This is a genomic window from Ruegeria sp. AF3 (genome assembly GCF_056536285.1).
In genome coordinates this window covers 2,339,058-2,358,922 of the sequence record NZ_JBQFJM010000001.1, presented here as the reverse complement: position 1 = coordinate 2,358,922, position 19,865 = coordinate 2,339,058, and the positions used below count along the sequence as shown (strand labels likewise).

Below are 19,865 nucleotides of genomic sequence, written 5' to 3'. Positions count from 1 at the left end.
GCATATGTTGGCGCAAACGTCGCAAATCCCTTTTTTTGAATGTGATTTCAAAAAACTGTGCAGGAATATCGAATCAATCGATGGCACTTGAATTTTTGTGATCACACCCTAAAAACCTGTGATCACAAATGTTGAAAATCTTCGACAATTTCCCGTCTCAGGTCAAAAAACCCTTTAAATTTGCCCGCTAGACACGCCTATAACGGTTAAACGCAGTCAGACGGGACAATTTCGATGAACATTCACGAATATCAGGCCAAGGCTCTTCTTCGCAGCTACGGCGCTCCGGTCTCCGATGGTCGCGCCGTGCTGCGCGCCGAGGAAGCCAAAACCGCAGCCGGTGAACTGGATGGGCCGCTTTGGGTCGTCAAGGCGCAGATACACGCGGGCGGCCGCGGCAAAGGATCCTTCAAAGAGGCCGATGCAGGTGAAAAGGGCGGTGTCCGTCTGACGAAGTCGGTCGAAGAAGCGGCCGAAGAAGCCAAGAAGATGCTGGGTCGCACTCTGGTCACCCATCAGACGGGTCCGGCAGGCAAGCAGGTCAATCGCATCTATATCGAAGCCGGTTCCGGCATCGAGCGTGAACTGTACCTGGCCCTGCTGGTAGATCGTCAGACCAGCCGTATCTCGTTTGTCTGCTCGACGGAAGGCGGTATGGACATCGAAGAGGTTGCTGCCGCGACGCCCGAGAAAATCCTGTCCTTCTCGGTTGACCCGGCCACCGGTTACCAACCTTACCACGGCCGCCGCATCGCGTTTTCGCTGGGTTTGGAGGGCGCGCAGGTCAAGCAATGTGTCAGGCTTATGGGCATCCTCTACAAGGCCTTCGTCGAGAAGGATATGGAGATGCTGGAGATTAACCCACTGATCGTATCCGACAGTGGCGACCTGAAAGTGCTGGATGCCAAGGTTGGCTTTGACGGCAACGCGGTCTACCGTCACCCCGATATTTCCGAACTGCGCGACACGACCGAGGAAGATCCCAAGGAACTGGAAGCCAGCAAATACGACCTGAACTACATCGCACTGGATGGTGAGATTGGCTGCATGGTGAACGGTGCCGGTCTGGCGATGGCTACGATGGACATCATCAAACTGTATGGTGCCGAACCTGCCAACTTCCTCGACGTGGGTGGCGGTGCAACCAAAGAGAAGGTGACCGAAGCGTTCAAGATCATCACCTCGGACCCGCAGGTCAAAGGCATTCTGGTCAATATCTTCGGCGGCATCATGCGCTGTGACGTCATCGCCGAGGGCGTGGTGGCTGCGGTGAAAGAGGTCGGTCTGCAGGTTCCGCTTGTCGTGCGACTGGAAGGCACCAATGTCGAGAAAGGCAAAGAAATCATCAACAACTCGGGTCTGGACGTGATCGCGGCGGACAACCTGAAAGACGGTGCCGAGAAGATCGTCAAGGCGGTTAAGGGGTAAGCAAGTTGCTGTGGAGTGGGCTACAGGCCGACCCCACGGCAACTACAATCCAACTTTATCCATTTCACGCGGGAAATCGAAAGAAACAATCGATCTGATGTCCATCCCCATCTTCCTCATAGGTCTTGAACGCGCCACCGGGCGGGCGCGTTTGATGGCGCAGGAGCTGCAAAAGGCAGGCCTGTCGGCGACGCGCGTCAACGCTGTTGATTGCGACGCCGCCACCCGTGAGGATTTTCTGCGTGAATGCCGGTCCGAGGGACCTTGGGGTTATTTCCATACCAAGGACATGGCCTGCACCCTAAGCCATGCCAAAGCGTGGGAGGACGTTGTCGCCTCTGGCGCGGAACAGGCCTTGATACTTGAGGATGATGTTTTCCTGTCGCCAGAACTGGCGGATTGGTTGAACGATGCGTCCTGGTGGCCAGAGGATGCCGATATCGTGCGGTTCGAACGCTGGCGCAGTACAAAGTTTTACCTCGCACTTGGGCGCAAGCGTTTACCCCATCTGGGTCGGGAGCTGTGCCTGATGCGCTCGCGCCACCCTGGCGGTGCCGCATATGCGTTGACCCGAAAAGCAGCAGAACATTTTCTGGCGCAAAAGCCTTATGACATCGCACTGGATGGCCTGTTGTTCAACCCGTCAGCCTCGCCCGCGGCGCGTCGGGTCAATGTCTATCAGGTGATCCCTGCCATGGTCGAGCAAGGCAACGATGCGCCGGGCGAAATCCAGATGGGTGCCCACCGCGCACGCCCTACGGGCTGGCCGCTGGTCCGCCAAAAAATCAGGCGCGGTATCGCCGAAATCAGCAGCGGCCTGCGCACGATGGCCGATCTGGCCCTTGGTCGCGCCACGCTTCAGAAAATCACCTATGCGCCGCAGGTTCTTCCAGCGGCTGAACCCTATCAATCCCACACCGCCTAGAGAAAGGGACAAAATGGCAGTCCTCATCGATGAAAACACCAAAGTGATCTGTCAGGGCTTTACCGGCTCGCAAGGTACATTCCACAGCGAACAGGCTATTGCCTATGGCACCAAGATGGTCGGCGGCGTGACCCCCGGCAAAGGCGGGATGGAGCATCTGGGCCTTCCCGTGTTCAACTCGGTCCACGAGGCCAAGCACGTGACCGAAGCTAACGCATCGGTGATCTACGTACCGCCCCCATTCGCGGCGGATTCGATCCTCGAAGCGATTGATGCCGAGATGGAAGTGATTGTCTGCATCACCGAAGGTATCCCGGTTTTGGACATGATGAAAGTGAAACGCGCGCTGGAAGGCAGCAAGTCGCGCCTGATTGGCCCGAACTGCCCCGGTGTCATCACGCCTGACGCCTGCAAGATCGGAATCATGCCCGGCCATATTCACAAACGCGGGAGCGTGGGTGTCGTTTCCCGCTCGGGTACGCTTACTTATGAAGCCGTGAAACAGACAACGGACGTAGGACTGGGCCAGTCCACCTGTGTGGGCATTGGCGGCGACCCGATCAAAGGGACTGAGCATATCGACGTGCTGGAATGGTTCCTGGCAGATGACGAAACCACTTCGATCATCATGATTGGCGAGATTGGTGGTTCGGCCGAGGAAGAAGCCGCGCAGTTCCTGGCAGATGAGGCCAAGAAAGGCCGCAAGAAGCCAGTTGCAGGCTTCATCGCAGGCCGCACGGCCCCTCCGGGCCGCCGCATGGGCCACGCGGGCGCGATCGTCGCCGGCGGCAAGGGCGGTGCCGAGGACAAGATCGAAGCCATGCGCTCGGCCGGTATCGTCGTGGCTGAAAGCCCGGCGCAGCTGGGAGAGGCTGTGTTGGAAGCGATTGGGTAAGATGCCCGCTCGCAGACTCTATGGTGGATTGGTCGCGGCAGCGCTTTGCTTATCAGCAAACGCGCTGGCTGCCGATGAACTCAATTGGCCCGAGTCTGTTTGCAGTGAGACTGAAATTGACAGCCGGGAAATCGTATCCCGGCTGCGTCAAGAGAGCTGGATCGACGCGGATGACGCAACTCAAAGATCGGCTATGTTATCCGAACAATGGATAGGTATTCTTAACACTTATTTCTGGGAAAATGGCCTAGATTGGGCAGAGAAACGTCTCGAGGTCCTCAACTGGTACACTGGCGATATAAAGGAGCTATATTTTGATGCGTATACGAGCCGCCCGGACATTTTAGTCGACCCAAAAGGTGAGGAGATCATAATCGCAGGCACCACTGCAATCAAAGGCGCAGAAGCCAACCGTTTCTATTTTGATTTGTGCTACCACTTGATGAAAAAAAGCCAGATTACATCAGAGTTTATATCGGCAGCGGTTGCAGAAGAAGCTTATGGAACGAAAGTGACACCCGCTTCTCGAGCATACAATGTCAGTTTCAGAAAAGGTGAGCCAAGACGCACCGACGGGTTACTCTACGTAGAATTATTGCCGGATGCCTTTGAGGTCTTTGGTCCTAACGCGCCCGTCTACTGGACCCAAATCAGGCGAACCTCTCAGCAATTAGTCGCGCCAGAGGTCAACGAGTAAACATGACCTTCTCCGACGCCATACGCACCTGCTTCTCCAAGTTCTTCACCTTTTCGGGCCGTGCTTCGCGGCCCGAATACTGGTTCTTTTTTCTGTTCATCGTGATCTGGAACATCATCGCTGGGATCATCGACTGGCAGTTCTTCACGCAGGTCGCGGTGACGGAAACCGAAACCTCGAAATCCGTGTCGGCCACGTCCTCGCAACCGGTGCAGGGCATCGTCAGCCTGATCGTCTTCTTTCCCCATCTGGCAGTTGCTTTCCGGCGGATGCACGATACCGGGCGCAGCGGGCTGTATGCTCTGCTGCCGATTCTGTTGATCCTTGGCGCCGGAGCTGTGCTCGTTTTCGGTATCGGCTTGGCCTCTCATTTCCAGCATGGTGGCAGGCTGGATATCCTGTTCACCCGCGCCACGTTGCTCATCGTTCTTCCGACACTACTGGTACTGGTCGTGTCGCCCCTCCTGGTTCTATGGTGGCTGACACGCCCCAGCCAGCCAGGCACCAATCAATACGGTCCCAACCCAACAGAGGTAGCCCTATGACCGAACATTCGCCCAATTCCGCCTTTCATGCCTCAAGCTTCATGCAGGGGCATAATGCCGAATATCTGGAGCAGCTTTATGCGCAATACACAAAGAACCCCGGTGCGGTGGACGCCGCATGGGGCGCGTTCTTTGATGCCATGGGCGATGATGCCCCCGATGTTCAACGCGAAGCCGAAGGTCCGTCCTGGGCGCGCACCGACTGGCCGCCGATGCCAGCAGACGACCTGACTGGTGCGCTGACTGGTGAATGGGCCGAGATTGACGCCAAAGCGGCGGGCAAGAAGATCAAGGACAAGGCGGCTGAAAAAGGGGCTGAGGTCAGCGACGACCAGATCAAACGCGCCGTGCTGGACAGTTTGCGAGCACTGATGCTGATCCGGGCCTATCGCATCCGGGGCCATCTGGCCGCGGATCTGGACCCGCTGGGCATGCGCGCTGCCAGCACGCATCCTGAGCTGGACCCGAAGACTTACGGTTTCACCGATGCCGACATGGATCGCCCGATCTTTATCGACAACGTGCTGGGATTGCAGGTCGCTTCGATGCGGCAGATCGTTGAGATCGTGAAACGCACATATTGCGGCACCTTTGCGCTGCAATACATGCATATCTCGAACCCGGAAGAGGCCGCGTGGCTGAAGGAGCGGATCGAGGGCTATGGCAAGGAAATCGCGTTCACCAAGGAAGGCCGCAAGGCGATCCTGAACAAGATGGTCGAGGCCGAGGGCTTTGAGAAGTTCCTGCACGTCAAGTACATGGGCACCAAGCGGTTCGGTCTGGACGGTGGCGAGGCGCTAATCCCGGCGATGGAACAGATCATCAAGCGCGGTGGCGCGCTTGGCCTCAGTGACATCGTCATCGGGATGCCGCACCGGGGTCGCCTGAACATTCTGGCCAACGTGATGGGCAAGCCTTATCGCGCGATTTTCAACGAATTCCAGGGCGGTAGCTTTAAGCCAGAGGACGTGGACGGCTCTGGCGATGTGAAATATCACCTCGGCGCCTCCAGCGATCGCGAATTCGATGGCAACAGTGTGCACCTGTCATTGACCGCCAACCCCTCTCACCTTGAGGCGGTAAACCCGGTAGTTCTGGGTAAGGTTCGCGCCAAGCAAGACCAACTGGGCGACACGGACCGTACCAGGGTCATGGCGATATTGCTGCACGGTGACGCGGCCTTTGCCGGTCAGGGTGTTGTGGCCGAGGGCTTTGGCCTGTCCGGCCTGAAAGGGCACAGAACCGGCGGCACCATGCACATCGTGGTCAACAACCAGATCGGGTTCACTACCGCGCCGCATTTCAGCCGCTCGAGCCCCTATCCCACCGATATCGCGCTGATGGTCGAGGCCCCGATCTTCCATGTGAACGGCGACGACCCCGAGGCGGTAGTTCACGCCGCGAAGGTGGCGACCGAGTTCCGCCAGAAGTTCCATAAAGACGTGGTTCTGGACATCTTCTGCTATCGCCGGTTTGGCCATAACGAGGGCGATGAGCCCATGTTCACCAACCCGATCATGTACAAGAAGATCAAAACCCATAAGACAACGCTTTCCTTGTATACCGAGCGGCTGGTCAAGGACGGGCTGATCCCCGAGGGTGAGATCGAAGATATGAAGGCCGCCTTTCAGGCCCATCTGAACGACGAATTCGAGGCCGGGAAGGACTATAAACCCAACAAGGCCGACTGGCTGGATGGGCGCTGGTCGCATCTGGACAGGAACAAGGATGATTATGTCCGGGGTGAAACAGCGATCTCGGCAGAGACACTGGCGGAAATCGGAGCCGCGCTGACCAAGGCTCCTGACGATTTCGCAATGCACAAAACCGTTGAGCGGTTGCTGGAACATAAGAAACAGATGTTCGAGACCGGTGCAGGCTTCGACTGGGCCACGGGCGAGGCTCTGGCGTTTGGCTCGTTACTGACCGAAGGATATCCCGTGCGTCTGGCCGGACAGGATGCAACACGGGGCACGTTCAGCCAGCGTCACTCTGGGTTTGTTCATCAGGAAACCGAAGAACGGTATTACCCGCTCAACAACATCCGTGCCGGGCAATCCCAATACGATGTCATTGATTCGATGCTGTCGGAATACGCGGTGCTGGGTTTCGAATACGGCTATTCGCTTGCAGAACCGAACGCTCTGGTTCTGTGGGAGGCGCAGTTCGGCGACTTTGCCAACGGTGCGCAGATCATGTTCGATCAGTTCATCAGCTCGGGTGAAAGCAAGTGGCTGCGGATGTCCGGTCTGGTCACACTGCTGCCGCATGGCTTTGAAGGGCAAGGCCCAGAACACTCGTCAGCGCGTTTGGAACGGTTCCTGCAAATGTGCGGTCAGGACAACTGGATCGTGGCGAATTGTACGACACCCGCGAACTATTTCCACATCCTGCGCCGTCAGTTGCACCGGACCTTCCGGAAACCACTGATCCTAGTGACGCCGAAGTCGCTGTTGCGTCACAAGCTGGCCGTCAGCACGGCGGATGACTTCACCACAGGCTCCAGCTTCCACCGGGTGCTGTGGGATGACGCGCAAAAAGGCAACTCTGACACCAAGCTGGTGGCCGATGACAAGATCAAGCGCGTCGTCATGTGTTCCGGCAAGGTCTATTTCGACCTGTTGGAGGAACGCGATGCGCGTGGTATCGACGACATCTACCTGATGCGGATCGAACAATTCTATCCGTTCCCGGCACATTCACTGATCAACGAACTCGAACGGTTCAAGAATGCCGAGATGGTCTGGTGTCAGGAAGAGCCCAAGAACCAGGGTGCGTGGACCTTTATTGAACCCAACATTGAATGGGTCCTGTCCCGTATCGATGCAAAACACACGCGCCCGACCTATGCCGGTCGCGCCACATCGGCCTCGCCCGCAACGGGGCTGGCCAGCCAACACAAAGCCCAACAAGAAGCGCTGGTAAACGAAGCGCTGAGCATTGAAGGAAAGTAAGCGATGACGATTGAAGTTCGTGTTCCCACGCTTGGCGAATCGGTCACCGAAGCCACAGTTGCAACCTGGTTCAAAAAGCCCGGTGATGCGGTCGCCATGGATGAGATGCTGTGTGAGCTGGAGACAGACAAGGTCACCGTTGAGGTTCCTTCACCCGCAGCGGGTGTAATGGGTGAAATCGTGGCAGCCGAAGGCGAAACCGTCGGTGTTGACGCCTTGCTGGCAACGATTGCGGCTGGCGAAGGCGCAGCCCCTGCCCCGGCGGCATCCGCAGCACCGGCAGCTGCACCCGCCGCATCGGTTGGGTCGGTTGACGTGATGGTGCCGACACTTGGTGAGTCTGTGGCGGAAGCAACCGTTTCGACCTGGTTCAAAAAGGTTGGCGACAACGTCGCGCAGGACGAGATGCTGTGCGAATTGGAAACCGATAAAGTCTCGGTTGAAGTTCCCGCACCGACTTCGGGTGTTCTTGCAGAAATCGTTGCTCCAGAAGGTTCGACCGTGGATGCGGCTGCCAAGCTGGCTGTCATCTCCGGAGCAGCCGTTGGTGCAGCAGCCGCGCCGGCCCAGGCAGCGGCGGCTGCGCCCGCAGCAACCAGCACAGGAAAAGACATCGCAAACGCGCCGTCAGCCCAGAAGGCAATGGCCGAAGCCGGACTGTCAGCTGATCAGGTCACCGGAACAGGCCGCGACGGTCGCATCATGAAGGAGGACGTGGCCAAAGCCGTTGCAGCAGTTTCGGCCCCGGCACCTGTGGCGGCTGCCCCCACCCCTGTGGCCCAAGCCCCGCGCGCCCCTGTGGCTGCCGAGGACGAGGCACGCGAAGAACGCGTGCGGATGACCCGCCTGCGTCAGACAATCGCCAAGCGTCTGAAAGATGCACAGAACACAGCCGCGATCCTGACCACCTACAACGAGGTGGACATGACCGAGGTCATGGCCCTGCGCAATCAGTACAAGGACCAGTTCGAGAAGAAGCACGGCGTAAGGCTGGGCTTTATGTCCTTCTTCACCAAGGCCTGCTGCCATGCCCTGAAAGAAGTGCCCGAGGTCAATGCCGAGATTGACGGAACCGACATCGTCTACAAGAACTTCGTGCATATGGGTGTCGCCGCCGGGACGCCGCAGGGTCTGGTCGTGCCAGTCATCCGTGATGCGGACAGCATGTCCTTTGCCGCGATCGAAAAAGCGATCGCCGAAAAGGGCAAGCGCGCCCGTGACGGCAAGCTGAGCATGGCTGAGATGCAAGGTGGCACCTTCACCATCTCGAATGGTGGTGTCTATGGCTCGCTGATGTCCTCGCCGATCCTGAACCCCCCGCAGTCGGGTATTCTGGGCATGCACAAGATCCAGGACCGTCCGATGGTCATCAATGGTGAGATCAAGATCCGCCCGATGATGTATCTGGCCCTGTCCTATGACCACCGGATCGTCGATGGCAAAGGTGCCGTGACCTTCCTCGTCCGTGTGAAAGAGGCGCTGGAAGACCCGCGCCGCCTGCTGATGGACCTGTAAGCATGGCAACGCATGTCCTCTGGCAGGCCGATGTGGCCGATTTCAATGCTTGGCTGAAAGTGTTCCGCGAGGACAAACCGATGCGCAAGGCCGCGGGTATCCGCGACCTGCACGTCTGGCGCGACCCCGACCAAAAGGACCACGCTATCGCGATGTTCGAGGTTACAAACCTGGACAAGGCCAAAGCCTTCTTTGGTTCCGAAGAATTGGCAATGCATCACGAGCGGGGCGGAATTGCCCAAATCTCGATCAAGCTGCTGGAACCTGTTTGACAAAGACTATTTCCGACCCGCCAAATCGGGTCGGGGAAGCGCCGGATCGTCCGGTCGATTTAGGAGAATGTAATGGCAAATTATGACGTCATCGTAATCGGCGCCGGACCCGGTGGCTATGTCTGCGCGATCCGCTGCGCTCAACTGGGTTTGAAAACCGCCGTGGTCGAAGGGCGCGAAACACTGGGTGGTACTTGCCTGAACGTGGGCTGCATTCCCTCTAAGGCGCTGCTACATGCCAGCCACCAACTGCACGAGGCCGAGCATAACTTTGCCAAGATGGGCCTGAAGGGCAAAGCGCCTTCGGTCGATTGGAAGCAGATGCAGGCCTACAAGGACGAGGTCATCGACGGCAACACCAAGGGCATCGAATTCCTGTTCAAAAAGAACAAGATCGACTGGCTGAAAGGTTGGGGATCAATCCCTGCCGCAGGTCAGGTAAAAGTGGGTGATGAAGTCCACGTGACCAAGAACATTATCATCGCATCCGGGTCGGAACCATCTTCCCTGCCCGGTGTTGAAGTTGATGAGAAAGTTGTCGTGACCTCGACCGGTGCTTTGTCACTGAACAAGATCCCGAAGAAAATGGTTGTGATCGGCGCGGGTGTGATCGGTCTGGAGCTGGGATCGGTTTACAGCCGCCTGGGCGCTGAAGTTACCGTGATCGAGTTCCTCAAGGAGATCACGCCGGGCATGGACCCAGAGGTGCAAAAAACCTTCCAGCGCATTCTCAAGAAACAGGGCCTGACATTTGTCATGGGCGCGGCGGTGCAGAAAACCGAAGCGACCAAGACCAAGGCCAAAGTTACTTACAAGCTGCTCAAAGACGACAGTGAACATGTGATCGACGCCGACACTGTGCTGGTTGCCACCGGCCGCAAACCCTATTCCGATGGTCTGGGACTGGACGCTCTGGGCGTCGAGATGACCCCGCGCGGCCAGATCAAGGTGGGCAAGGACTGGCAGACCAACGTACCGGGTATCTATGCCATCGGCGACGTCACCGAAGGCCCGATGCTGGCGCATAAGGCGGAAGATGAGGGTATGGCCGCTGCCGAACAGGTCGCGGGCAAACATGGGCACGTGAACTATGGCGTCATTCCGGGCGTGATCTACACATGGCCCGAAGTTGCCAATGTGGGCGAGACCGAAGCGACGCTCAAGGAACAGGGCCGCGCCTATAAGGTTGGCAAATTCATGTTTATGGGCAATGGGCGCGCCAAGGCGAATTTTGCGGCAGACGGGTTCGTCAAGATTCTGGCCGACAAGGAAACCGATCGCATCCTGGGTGCCCATATCATCGGCCCCGGCGCGGGTGATCTGATCCACGAGGTCTGTGTGGCGATGGAATTCGGTGCTTCTGCCGAGGATCTGGCCCTCACCTGCCACGCGCATCCGACGTATTCCGAAGCGGTGCGCGAGGCCGCCCTGGCCTGCGGAGACGGCCCGATCCACAGCTAACACCCCTGACCCCGGCGGCGATCAGCTTGCCGGGGTCAGCCATGCATCCAGATATGTTTCCAGTCTGTCTGTGAACGTTGTCGCTGAATGCAGCGCGCAATATTGTAAGGACATGGCCTGAATGGCAAAGGCCTGCACGCCTTCTGCCAACAACTCAGATGGTACATCCTTGCGCACCTCTGCGGTTTCAAGCCACATCATCACGACCCGAAAATATCGTTCAAAACAATAGGCAATCGGCCCAATATCTGCGATAGCCGTTGCCCCCGAGTATCTGATCAACAGATCGAACACGTACCGTTCGGACGTCATGAATTCGTGGACCGGTTCCAGCGAAGCGATGATCTCTGGTACCGTTTTGGGTGGAGTTCCGGATTGGGCCAGATCCAGACACGCATTCAGCTTGTCCGCGATCAGGATTTCCATCAGCGCGTCCTTGTCGCGGAAATGCGCAAAGAAGGTCCCCTTGGCAACACCCGCGGCCTTTACAACTTCATCCACCCGCAAGGCTTCATATCCGCCATGTCGGATAACCTCTTCCGCAGCTGAGAGAAGCTTGGCGCGGGTCTTGATCGTACGTTTCTGGATCGTTTTTTGCATACCGCTCAATCGCACAGTTTTTGACCGTGGTCAAATTTTATATTGACCGTGGTCATTTTTTGATTCTATAAACTGACCGTGGTCATTTTTAGGAGAACTACAATGCACCCCAAGAAAATCCTCATCCTCGATGGACACCCGGCAGAGAGCAGCTTGTCACGCACATTCGCAGAAACCTATGGCGAGGCAGCCCGCAAAAACGGACATGATGTCCGAATGGTCCATCTGAGCGACCTGCAGTTCGATTTTGACTTCGGTCAGGGCAACTATCACGACTTCAAGCCGCTTGAACCGGTTCTGGAACACGTGTTGCAGGACTTCGAATGGAGCGACCATCTGGTCCTGACCACACCTATGTGGTGGGGCGGGCTGCCTGCAAAACTCAAAGGATTGATTGATCGGATGTTCATACCTGGACGGACATTCGACACCCGCAACACGACGATGGCCGGCCTTCCAGCCCCGATGCTGACCGGACGCACCGCGCGCGTTATCCTGACCTCTGACACGCCCGGCTGGTTCATGCGTCTGATGTACAGGCAAGCGCTTATTCGGCAGGTTCGCGGCCAGATCCTCGGGTTTGTTGGCTTCAAACCAACGCGGTTTACGTACTTTTCAGGCGCAAGCTATCCCAAACCGGGCAGCGTTGATCGCTGGATCAAAAAGGTGTCCAGAATCGGAGCCGCCGCAGCTTGACTGAACAGCCGTCCGTTACCTACCACATTGTTTTGGCGGCGCGTGCAGCCCAGTCTTTGTCATATTGCGCGCCGCCCTCTTCACCTTCTGACGCCTCGGACAGAAGCTGCCCAATCGTCGGAAGGTCCTTGCTTTCGTCGCCACAAGTCCAAGTTCGGGCGCGTATCAGTGCACGCGCGCACTGGCTGTAAATTTCATCAATCTGCACAACGATAACCGTCGCCGGAACCTTGCCAGCCTTTTCGAACTGGTTGCGCAATGCCGCGTCTGCGGTCAATCGGGCCGTTCCGTTCACCCGAACGACATTGTCAGAGCCCGGCACAAAGAACATCAGCGAAACGCGCGGGTCCCGAACGATGTTACGCAAGCTGTCCAGGCGGTTGTTTCCCCGCCAGTCAGGCAGCGCCAGTGTTTTTTGGTTCAATTCGCGCACAACAGCACCATCGTCCCCGCGTGGGCTTCCGTCCACCCCCTCGGGACCAACTGTACTGAGAATGCAAAGACGCGAGGCTTCAATCCACTTGCGATAGAGCGGAGTTAAGTGTCGAACGACCTTTCGTAACGAAGCAGCACCTGGCGTTCCGTACAACGCCTCGAGAGCTTCTACTTTTTCAATGAATTCCATCAGGATCAAACCCCACTTCGCGCATCAACTCGTTCGAGCGTGTTTCAATCACTTTCTCCAACCGCGCGAGGAACTCATCGCGGGCAACACCCGGTTTGATCGGCTCCAGAAAGTCTACAATGGCAAGGCCGGGTTTACGCAAAACGCCTGTGCGGGGCCAGAACACGCCAGCATTCGTCGCAACCGGAACGCACGGAAAACCAAGGCCTTCATACAGAATCGCCGTACCAACCTTGTAGGGTTTCTTTGCGCCCGGCGCCACACGCGTGCCCTGCGGATAGATTACCAGCTGTCCAGGTTCAGAAAACTCTTTTGAGACGTCCTTGACCATTTTTGCCACAGCCGCACCGCGCTTGCCTCGATTGACCGGGATACAGCCAAGGCGTCGCGCATACATGCCAATAACGGGTGTGAACAACAGCTCGCGCTTCATGATAAACTTGCCGTGCGGAATGGCGTCGAAAATCATGATGATATCAAGAAACGACTGATGTTTGGCCCCGATGACCACTTCATTCGTCGGGGCATTGCCCCGCACCTCGCAGCGAATACCAACCATCCACCGGGCCAGCCACATGGTGCTTTTGGCGTAGGTTTTACACGCTTTCAGCGCACCGTTTTTAGAAAACAGAGCATAAGGCAGAAACGCGATGCCAAGGATCAGCATCCAGGCATAGATTACAATCATGAAGATGAGGGAACGAACCCACTGAATTGCCATCAACATCAGGAAAGCTCCTTCAACTTGCGTCGGGCTGCGGCCCATGTGGCAACAAAGGCAACGGCTGCCCCAAGGACGGGGATAAGAACCGGCAACACCCAGTCTTTACCCTGAAATCCAACTCCGGTCAGAAATCCACCCGCATCCGAAGCTTCGGGCAAAAGCAAGACACCTGTCATTCCCAGAAGGGTCCCAACCGAGGCGCCGAAAAACGCGCGATAGGTAAACCGCCGTACAAAAGCACCTGCGATGAAACCATCCTGCGCGCCAACCAATCGCAGAACTTCGATAATCTGCGCATTGGCCGCAAGTGAGGCGTTGGCTGCAAGAGTGATCATCGCAGCGGTCGCGCCACCGATCAGCAGGATTGATATCCACCCCAGACGACGCAGGGACATCGCAGCATCGACCAGCGGTTCGCGCCATCGCGTGTGATCATCAAGAACCGCGCCGGGCACCTCGGCCCCCAATCGCAATCGCAGTCCGATTGCATCCAGCCCCGGTTCACCCTCGATGATCTCTATCAGCTGCGGGATTGGCAAAGTATCCAACGGCAGGTCCGGCCCGAACCAAGGTGACAGCAACGCGGCTTGTTCATCTGCGCTAAGCGCACGGGCAGACGCGACACCGGGTGTCTGGCTGAGGACGGTCAATGCCGCTTCTGTTTGGGCAGCAAGCTGCTCGGCCGGTGCATTGATGCGTAAGGTTACGGCGCCCGCCAGTTCCGAAGCCCACCGATCCGCGATGCGGCCAGAGGCGAGGGACAAAGCCAAAGCGAAAACAGCAAGAAATGCCATGGCACCAGCGACAAACAGGGTCAGGTGGGCGGTGTAGCCGGTTGGCGGAACAACGCGGTCAGCACGGGTATCGCCGCGCAGCAGGTTTCGGATATCAGCCCCAGTCACAGGTCTGCCCCCGCCAGATGCAGCTTTCGCTGCGAAATCCGCAAAACACGCGCCTGAACATGGCTTTTTGCAGCTCGGATCAGGCTCAGGTCATGGGTGGCAATCAGAACGGTCTTTCCCATGCGGTTCAGCTCAACCAGCAGGTGCAGCAAACGTTGCGACATCTCCCAATCGATATTGCCCGTGGGTTCATCCGCCAATATGACATCGGGCGACAGGATGACGGCACGCGCCAGAGCTGCTCGTTGACGTTCACCGCCGGATAATTCCGGTGGCCGTGCTTCGAGACGTGCACCAAGCCCCACCCAGCTAAGCAGTTCGGTCAGATTGTCTTGCCCGGACGATTCCCCGCGCCCGGACACCATCAGTGGCAAGGCGACATTTTCAGCAAGCGTCATATGGTCAAGAAACTGGCAATCCTGATGCACAACGCCGACACGGCGGCGCAGCACGGCCAGCTGATCCCGATCAAGGGTCGAGACGTCCTGATCAAACACGCTAAGACGCCCTGAGGTCGGCAACAGCGCCCCGTAACACAACTTGAGCAATGTCGTCTTGCCCGCCCCCGACGGCCCGGTCAGAAAATGGAACGACCCTGGCTGTAATTGAACCGAGACATCGCTCAGCAACTCGCCGCCACCGTAGGTATAGCTGACATTTTCCAGCTCGATCACACGTGCCCCCAATATTTTGCCGCTCTTCTTGCCCGAGCAGGGCGACGGTTTCAATGGCTCTACCGAGTCCAATTGGTGACACTTGACCTATGAAACCGAAAACGCCCTTTGCTGTTGGGTCTTAACGGAATATCATCCCTGAAAAAACTATTATCGGCCCTTCACCCGGTCGAGGAGGCAGTATGCGTCTTACATGTCCGAATTGCACTGCGCAGTACGAAGTTCCTGACGAGGTCATCCCCGAGGAAGGCCGCGACGTGCAGTGTTCGAACTGCGATCAAACCTGGTTTCAGGCCAAGCATCCATCCGAGCCGACGGTTGAACCGAACGCGCCCGAGGACAAGCCTGTTGTGGCAGATACACCTGACACCGAGGTCGAGGCCCAGAAGGACGCCGAGCCCGCAGAAAAAACAGCGCCAGAGGTTGAAAAACCTGCTGCATCCACAGGAAATGTTGCCCCATCAGTCGCCAGTATCCTGAAAGAAGAAGCCGCACGAGAAGCAGAGTTGCGCGCGCAGGAAGGCGGCGGCCTGGAAAGCCAGCCCGATCTGGGCCTAGAAGCCCCACCAGAGCCAAAGGTCAGGCCCAAACGCCCTGCAACTTCGGAAACCGCCGTTGATGCCGGGCAAAAGGATGCACTGCCGGATGTCGATGCCATCAACTCGAGCATGCGGTCCGACCCCGCAGAAGATGTGGCGCAGGCGCCCCGCAAGTCCGGCGGGTTCTTGCGCGGTTTTGCGCTGATGCTGATCATCGGCGTGGTTCTGTACCTGATCTACGGGAATGCCCGCCAAATCAGCGAGGCCGTACCGCAGGCCGATCCGCTGCTCAGCTCATATGTGTCGCTGGTGGATCAGGCGCGAATCTGGCTCGAAACTCAGGCAGGATCTGGAGCGCAGAACTGAGAGCTAGAACCGCTCCAGCAACCGCTTGAGGTATTCCAACTCGATCTGGGGACGGTCTGTTTCACCGGTCCGGCGACGGATTTCATCCAGCAACTCGCGGGCCCGGCGATAGACATCTTCGCCTTGCAACAGGTTCTCGTCGGTTGAAATCGAACCCGCAGCACCCGGGTTTCGGCCCAGCGGATCGCGGTTGTTGGCCTGCATGTCGCCGTCTTGTGTTCCCTGCCCCGGTTGGTTCTGCTGTTCCTGCGCCATAGCTTCACCCAGCGACCGCATCCCTTCGCGCAACGCTTCCATCGCTTCGGACTGACGGTCGATAGCTTCGGCGAGATCATCGCCACGCAGGGCCTGCTCGGCCTCGTCCATGGCACGCCCGGCCCGATCCAGCGCTTCGCGGGCGGCGTCACCTTCGGGTGTGCCGACACCGGGCAGTCCTTGTTGCTGGCGACCCAGCTCGTCTCTCAACGCTTGCTGTCGGTCGGCGAGCGAACCTTGCCCCTGCTCACCGTCTCCGGCCTGATCCGAACCTTCACCCTGTCCGCCCTGCCCTTCGTGGCTTTGCCCCCGACCTTGACCACCGTTGCGACCTTCGTTCCCTTGGCTTTCACCTGATTGCGCGCCGGGGTTGAACTGTTCCTGCAAATCACGAAAGGCCTGATCGCTAAGACCCTGCTGTTCGCGCAGGGTTTCGGCGAGACCTTCCATGGCCTGCTGGCCTTCAGATTGCTGCCCTTGGCCCTGACCCTGAGTTACACGCATGTTCTCCATCATCTGCTGGAATTCTTCCAGCGCCTGCTGAGCTTCGGCCATGCGACCTTGTTCCATCAGTTCCTGAATACGGTCCATCATGCGTTGCAGGTCATCCTGCGTCATTTGCAAAGATTCACCATTCTGGCCGGGCTGACGCTCGCCGTCTTCACCATTTTGCTGTGCCAGCCGTTGTAATTGCTGCAGGTAATCCTGCGTCGCCTCGCGCAATTCCTGCATCAACTCCGCTATTTCTTCATCGCTGGCCCCGTTCTTCATCGCTTCGGTCAGACGTTCCTGCGCGCGGCGCATTCGTTCCAATGCATCCGCCAGCGTCCCGTCCTCGATCAGTACGGCAAGGTCCCATAGGGCCTGTGCAATCTCCTCTTGTTGTTTGGGTTTCAACCCGTATCGATGAAAAGTTTCCAATCGCCGCAGAACAACCCGCAGACGCAGATAGGCTGTGTCAGAACGAAACAGTTCCTCAGGGCGGTGCGACACAGCCCTCAGGACTTGCGAGACACGAGGCGCATTGGAACGCGACCAAAGCAAGTCGCGCCTTTGCTCAATCACGGCTGCCGCCAGCGGATCAAAGAAGCGCCGTGCTGGCAATGCCGTCGCATAGGGATCCGAAGACGTTTGCTGATCCGCTGCATCTGTTGCCCTCAAGGTAATCCTGACCGGCAGATGCGCCCACGGATGTTGCGAGAAATCCTCGATCAGGTCTTCGGTGAAATCTGCGCGGTCACCGGTGATCGGCATGGGTAATTCGATTTCGATCACCTCGCGCGGCTCTGGCTCGACCGCCAGTCCGTACCGACGGTCAATCGCCGCCTGATCCAACTCGATCCGGGCCAAGCCCGAAACCACGCCGTAATCATCGCTGGCGGAAAATGGCAGCTTCATCTGCCCGCCCGCTTCAGACTCGGCGGTTCCGGAAACCGCGATCTTCGGAGCCGCGTCATCAATGACCAGCACCGACCAGTCCTGCCCCGCCGGTCCATCTATGCGCAACTGACCCGAGCGTTCGGCGACAAACTCCAGTTCCGGGTCTGTTGCCGCCTCGGTTCCGCTGGCAGAACTGCTCTCGGTCAGACTATGTGCGCCGACCTCACCGTACAGTCTCAAGGTGATGCGACTGCCCTTGGGAACAGAAAGCGCCGCCCCCGTTTGGTCGGCAAGATATAAGGTCGGCAAACCTGTGTATCTGGGGGGTTCCACCCATCCTTCCCAAGTTGGACCCTGTCCAGCCACGGCCGTGCCCGGGGTCATGTCCGCCACTGAACCCACACGCCACAACGATCCAAAGATCAGCGCCACAACAAATGCCAGCAGAGCGGCATAGCGCAACGCATACGGGTCGTGCGACGCAAGCCGAAGATCTGGTTTCACAGCCTCAGCAGTGGCCGCACGCTGTGCCATGCGGGCTTTGTGCGCCTGCCACAAGGCAACCGAGTCCCCATCGTTGGCACCGATTGCCTGATCATCGAGCAAAGCCTGAATCGGTCGACCGGGCAGAGCCTCATCCAGCCGCGCCAGCGCATCAGCGCGGGACGGCAGTTTGAATTTCGTGACACCCCGGACAGATGCTGCACCAAAAGATATCAACGACAGCGCACCAGCACCCCAGACAATTTCAACGGGCAGATGATCCTGCAACCCCAGCATCAGAGCGGCGAGCAAAGCCAGAACAATCGAGAACGCAGGCCAGAACGCGCGCAGCACCTGTTCAGCCACCATACCGAGATGGGTTAGCCACAGGGACAGGCGCGGAATTGGCAGTTTCGTTCTGTTGGTCAAGACGGGCCTCCGGGACGGGCCCGCGCGGTTATCGCGTCAAAGCCACGATGGTATGGTATCGCGGTTTATGATTTCGTCAAAGCTTGGCCGTTCACGAATGACTGCAAATTGATCGCCATTCACCAGAACTTCGGGGATCAACGGGCGGGTGTTGTATTCGCTGGACATCACCGCACCGTATGCACCCGCGCTGCGAAATGCGACCAGATCACCCGATTTCAGCGGCGGCATATTGCGCTGCTTGGCAAAGGTATCCCCGGATTCGCAGACCGGACCGACAATGTCGTAAGGGCGCTGTTCCACACCGGCGACAGGTTCCTGCACCGAAACGATATCGTGGTAAGCTTCGTACATTGCGGGGCGGATTAGGTCGTTCATCGCCCCATCAAGGATCAAAAAGTCGCGACCTTCGCCTGATTTCACATAGATCACCTTGCTGACCATGATCCCGGCGTTGCCCGCGATCAGGCGTCCGGGCTCAATCTCGATCTCACAGCCCAGATGGCTCAGTGTTTTCTTGACCAGCGCACCATATTCAATCGGCAATGGGGGTGCGTTGTTCGACCGGGTGTAAGGAATGCCCAGACCGCCACCCAGATCAAGACGCCGAATGTTGTGACCTTCAGAGCGGAGGCGTTCGGTTAGCTCGGCCACCTTTGTGTAGGCCAGCTCATACGGTTCAAGTTCGGTCAGTTGCGAGCCAATATGAACGTCGATGCCGATCACCTCCAGCCCCGGCAGGCTGGCGGCGTGGGCGTAAACTTCCGAGGCGCGGGCAATCGGAATGCCAAACTTGTTCTCAGACTTGCCGGTGGCAATCTTAGCGTGCGTCCTGGCATCGACATCCGGGTTCACCCTGACGGTGATCGGCGCTATTACGCCAAGATCAAGCGCAATGGCGTTGATCACTTCCATCTCGGGCTCGGACTCGACGTTGAACTGGCGAATGCCGCCGCTCAGCGCTATGCGTATCTCGTCCGCTGTTTTCCCTACACCCGAGAACACGATTTTGTCACCGGGAACACCAGCCGCCTTCGCCCGCAGATATTCTCCGCCCGAGACCACGTCCATCCCAGCGCCTGCTTGGGCCAATGTCTTAAGGATCGCCTGATTGCTGGCCGCTTTCATCGCGTAGCAGATCAGATGATCGGTGCAGTCCAACGCGTCATCGAACAGTTTGAAATGCCGCAACAATGTAGCCGTGGAATAGACGTAGAACGGTGTTCCAACCGCGGCTGCGATTTCAGAGACGGGGACATCCTCGGCGTAAAGCGCGCCGTCGCGGTACAAAAAGTGATCCATGCTTGCGCGCTTAGACCATAAAAGGACTTCGGATCAATGGATTCCGTATCCCTGGTCCCGGTTTAGTTTTGAGTTGAAACACCAACTCGGCCATAGCCCGAGATAGAAATGCCGGTGCCCGATTGTTTTGGTTCGGCCGCAGGTTCCGGGCGTTGCGCTGACGAAGGCTCACAGGCCGCCAAAACCGCAAGTGCACAA

Annotated in this window: 18 protein-coding genes; 11 read left to right on the top strand and 7 right to left on the bottom strand. The window is 57.8% G+C overall.

Features of this window, described 5'->3' with window-relative positions:
* Positions 1-234 precede the first annotated feature (234 nt).
* From sucC to lpdA, 9 genes are all read left to right on the top strand, one after another.
* Positions 235-1,428: an ADP-forming succinate--CoA ligase subunit beta gene (gene sucC / locus ACR3FC_RS11895; RefSeq protein WP_209506535.1), complete on the top strand. Its 1,194-nt coding sequence runs from the start codon at positions 235-237 to the stop codon at positions 1,426-1,428.
* 97 nt (positions 1,429-1,525) lie between these two features.
* A complete protein-coding gene (locus tag ACR3FC_RS11890; protein WP_480475084.1) occupies positions 1,526-2,353 on the top strand; it encodes a glycosyltransferase family 25 protein in 828 nt (275 codons plus the stop codon).
* 13 nt (positions 2,354-2,366) lie between these two features.
* Positions 2,367-3,248, top strand: coding sequence for a succinate--CoA ligase subunit alpha (sucD, locus tag ACR3FC_RS11885; protein ID WP_209506539.1), 882 nt, complete (start codon positions 2,367-2,369; stop codon positions 3,246-3,248).
* Position 3,249: 1 nt separating this feature from the next.
* On the top strand, positions 3,250-3,945 hold the full coding sequence (locus ACR3FC_RS11880) for a hypothetical protein (protein ID WP_480475082.1): 696 nt from the start codon (positions 3,250-3,252) through the stop codon (positions 3,943-3,945).
* 2 nt (positions 3,946-3,947) lie between these two features.
* Positions 3,948-4,490 carry a DUF805 domain-containing protein gene (locus ACR3FC_RS11875; protein ID WP_480475080.1) on the top strand — a complete coding sequence of 181 codons (543 nt, stop codon included), beginning with the start codon at positions 3,948-3,950 and terminating at the stop codon, positions 4,488-4,490.
* A complete protein-coding gene (locus ACR3FC_RS11870; protein ID WP_480475078.1) occupies positions 4,487-7,444 on the top strand; it encodes a 2-oxoglutarate dehydrogenase E1 component in 2,958 nt (985 codons plus the stop codon). Before ACR3FC_RS11875 ends, ACR3FC_RS11870 begins: the two co-directional genes overlap by 4 nt.
* Before the next feature lie 3 nt (positions 7,445-7,447).
* Positions 7,448-8,959 (top strand): 2-oxoglutarate dehydrogenase complex dihydrolipoyllysine-residue succinyltransferase, encoded by a 1,512-nt coding sequence (odhB, locus tag ACR3FC_RS11865; protein ID WP_480475076.1) that lies wholly within the window; start codon positions 7,448-7,450, stop codon positions 8,957-8,959.
* A 2-nt stretch (positions 8,960-8,961) separates the two neighbouring features.
* Complete coding sequence (locus ACR3FC_RS11860) at positions 8,962-9,231, top strand: hypothetical protein (protein ID WP_480475074.1); 270 nt, start codon at positions 8,962-8,964, stop codon at positions 9,229-9,231.
* A gap of 72 nt (positions 9,232-9,303) precedes the next feature.
* Positions 9,304-10,692, top strand: a complete 1,389-nt coding sequence (gene lpdA, locus ACR3FC_RS11855) for a dihydrolipoyl dehydrogenase (RefSeq protein WP_480475072.1) — start codon at positions 9,304-9,306, stop codon at positions 10,690-10,692.
* 21 nt (positions 10,693-10,713) lie between these two features.
* On the opposite strand, the gene ACR3FC_RS11850 is transcribed toward lpdA, so the two are convergent.
* A complete protein-coding gene (locus ACR3FC_RS11850) occupies positions 10,714-11,292 on the bottom strand; it encodes a TetR/AcrR family transcriptional regulator (RefSeq protein ID WP_480475070.1) in 579 nt (192 codons plus the stop codon).
* 102 nt (positions 11,293-11,394) lie between these two features.
* Here ACR3FC_RS11850 and ACR3FC_RS11845 point away from each other — a divergent pair, with 102 nt between their 5' ends.
* Positions 11,395-11,988 (top strand): NAD(P)H-dependent oxidoreductase, encoded by a 594-nt coding sequence (locus ACR3FC_RS11845; protein WP_480475068.1) that lies wholly within the window; start codon positions 11,395-11,397, stop codon positions 11,986-11,988.
* Positions 11,989-12,007: 19 nt separating this feature from the next.
* On the opposite strand, the gene ACR3FC_RS11840 is transcribed toward ACR3FC_RS11845, so the two are convergent.
* Genes ACR3FC_RS11840 through ACR3FC_RS11825 form a run of 4 tightly spaced genes read right to left on the bottom strand, consistent with a single transcriptional unit; the run spans position 12,008 to position 14,913 of the window.
* Positions 12,008-12,613, bottom strand: a complete 606-nt coding sequence (locus tag ACR3FC_RS11840; RefSeq protein WP_480475066.1) for a pyridoxamine 5'-phosphate oxidase family protein — start codon at positions 12,611-12,613, stop codon at positions 12,008-12,010.
* Complete coding sequence (locus ACR3FC_RS11835) at positions 12,600-13,340, bottom strand: lysophospholipid acyltransferase family protein (RefSeq protein ID WP_480475065.1); 741 nt, start codon at positions 13,338-13,340, stop codon at positions 12,600-12,602. Before ACR3FC_RS11835 ends, ACR3FC_RS11840 begins: the two co-directional genes overlap by 14 nt.
* Positions 13,340-14,239 carry a cell division protein FtsX gene (locus ACR3FC_RS11830; protein WP_480475063.1) on the bottom strand — a complete coding sequence of 300 codons (900 nt, stop codon included), beginning with the start codon at positions 14,237-14,239 and terminating at the stop codon, positions 13,340-13,342. Before ACR3FC_RS11830 ends, ACR3FC_RS11835 begins: the two co-directional genes overlap by 1 nt.
* A complete protein-coding gene (locus ACR3FC_RS11825) occupies positions 14,236-14,913 on the bottom strand; it encodes a cell division ATP-binding protein FtsE (protein ID WP_480476894.1) in 678 nt (225 codons plus the stop codon). Before ACR3FC_RS11825 ends, ACR3FC_RS11830 begins: the two co-directional genes overlap by 4 nt.
* A gap of 182 nt (positions 14,914-15,095) precedes the next feature.
* Here ACR3FC_RS11825 and ACR3FC_RS11820 point away from each other — a divergent pair, with 182 nt between their 5' ends.
* Positions 15,096-15,818 carry a zinc-ribbon domain-containing protein gene (locus ACR3FC_RS11820; protein WP_480475061.1) on the top strand — a complete coding sequence of 241 codons (723 nt, stop codon included), beginning with the start codon at positions 15,096-15,098 and terminating at the stop codon, positions 15,816-15,818.
* Between the two features lie 3 nt (positions 15,819-15,821).
* On the opposite strand, the gene ACR3FC_RS11815 is transcribed toward ACR3FC_RS11820, so the two are convergent.
* Positions 15,822-18,305: a TIGR02302 family protein gene (locus ACR3FC_RS11815; protein ID WP_480476892.1), complete on the bottom strand. Its 2,484-nt coding sequence runs from the start codon at positions 18,303-18,305 to the stop codon at positions 15,822-15,824.
* Positions 18,306-18,401: 96 nt separating this feature from the next.
* On the bottom strand, positions 18,402-19,667 hold the full coding sequence (gene lysA / locus ACR3FC_RS11810) for a diaminopimelate decarboxylase (RefSeq protein WP_480475059.1): 1,266 nt from the start codon (positions 19,665-19,667) through the stop codon (positions 18,402-18,404).
* Positions 19,668-19,865: the final 198 nt, after the last annotated feature.

Coding starts and splice junctions, on each gene's coding strand:
- sucC (WP_209506535.1), top strand. CDS start 235: ATGAACATTCACGAATATCAGGCCAAGGCTCTTCTTCGCAGCTACGGC.
- ACR3FC_RS11890 (WP_480475084.1), top strand. CDS start 1,526: ATGTCCATCCCCATCTTCCTCATAGGTCTTGAACGCGCCACCGGGCGG.
- sucD (WP_209506539.1), top strand. CDS start 2,367: ATGGCAGTCCTCATCGATGAAAACACCAAAGTGATCTGTCAGGGCTTT.
- ACR3FC_RS11880 (WP_480475082.1), top strand. CDS start 3,250: ATGCCCGCTCGCAGACTCTATGGTGGATTGGTCGCGGCAGCGCTTTGC.
- ACR3FC_RS11875 (WP_480475080.1), top strand. CDS start 3,948: ATGACCTTCTCCGACGCCATACGCACCTGCTTCTCCAAGTTCTTCACC.
- ACR3FC_RS11870 (WP_480475078.1), top strand. CDS start 4,487: ATGACCGAACATTCGCCCAATTCCGCCTTTCATGCCTCAAGCTTCATG.
- odhB (WP_480475076.1), top strand. CDS start 7,448: ATGACGATTGAAGTTCGTGTTCCCACGCTTGGCGAATCGGTCACCGAA.
- ACR3FC_RS11860 (WP_480475074.1), top strand. CDS start 8,962: ATGGCAACGCATGTCCTCTGGCAGGCCGATGTGGCCGATTTCAATGCT.
- lpdA (WP_480475072.1), top strand. CDS start 9,304: ATGGCAAATTATGACGTCATCGTAATCGGCGCCGGACCCGGTGGCTAT.
- ACR3FC_RS11850 (WP_480475070.1), bottom strand. CDS start 11,292: ATGCAAAAAACGATCCAGAAACGTACGATCAAGACCCGCGCCAAGCTT.
- ACR3FC_RS11845 (WP_480475068.1), top strand. CDS start 11,395: ATGCACCCCAAGAAAATCCTCATCCTCGATGGACACCCGGCAGAGAGC.
- ACR3FC_RS11840 (WP_480475066.1), bottom strand. CDS start 12,613: ATGGAATTCATTGAAAAAGTAGAAGCTCTCGAGGCGTTGTACGGAACG.
- ACR3FC_RS11835 (WP_480475065.1), bottom strand. CDS start 13,340: ATGTTGATGGCAATTCAGTGGGTTCGTTCCCTCATCTTCATGATTGTA.
- ACR3FC_RS11820 (WP_480475061.1), top strand. CDS start 15,096: ATGCGTCTTACATGTCCGAATTGCACTGCGCAGTACGAAGTTCCTGAC.
- ACR3FC_RS11815 (WP_480476892.1), bottom strand. CDS start 18,305: ATGGTGGCTGAACAGGTGCTGCGCGCGTTCTGGCCTGCGTTCTCGATT.
- lysA (WP_480475059.1), bottom strand. CDS start 19,667: ATGGATCACTTTTTGTACCGCGACGGCGCGCTTTACGCCGAGGATGTC.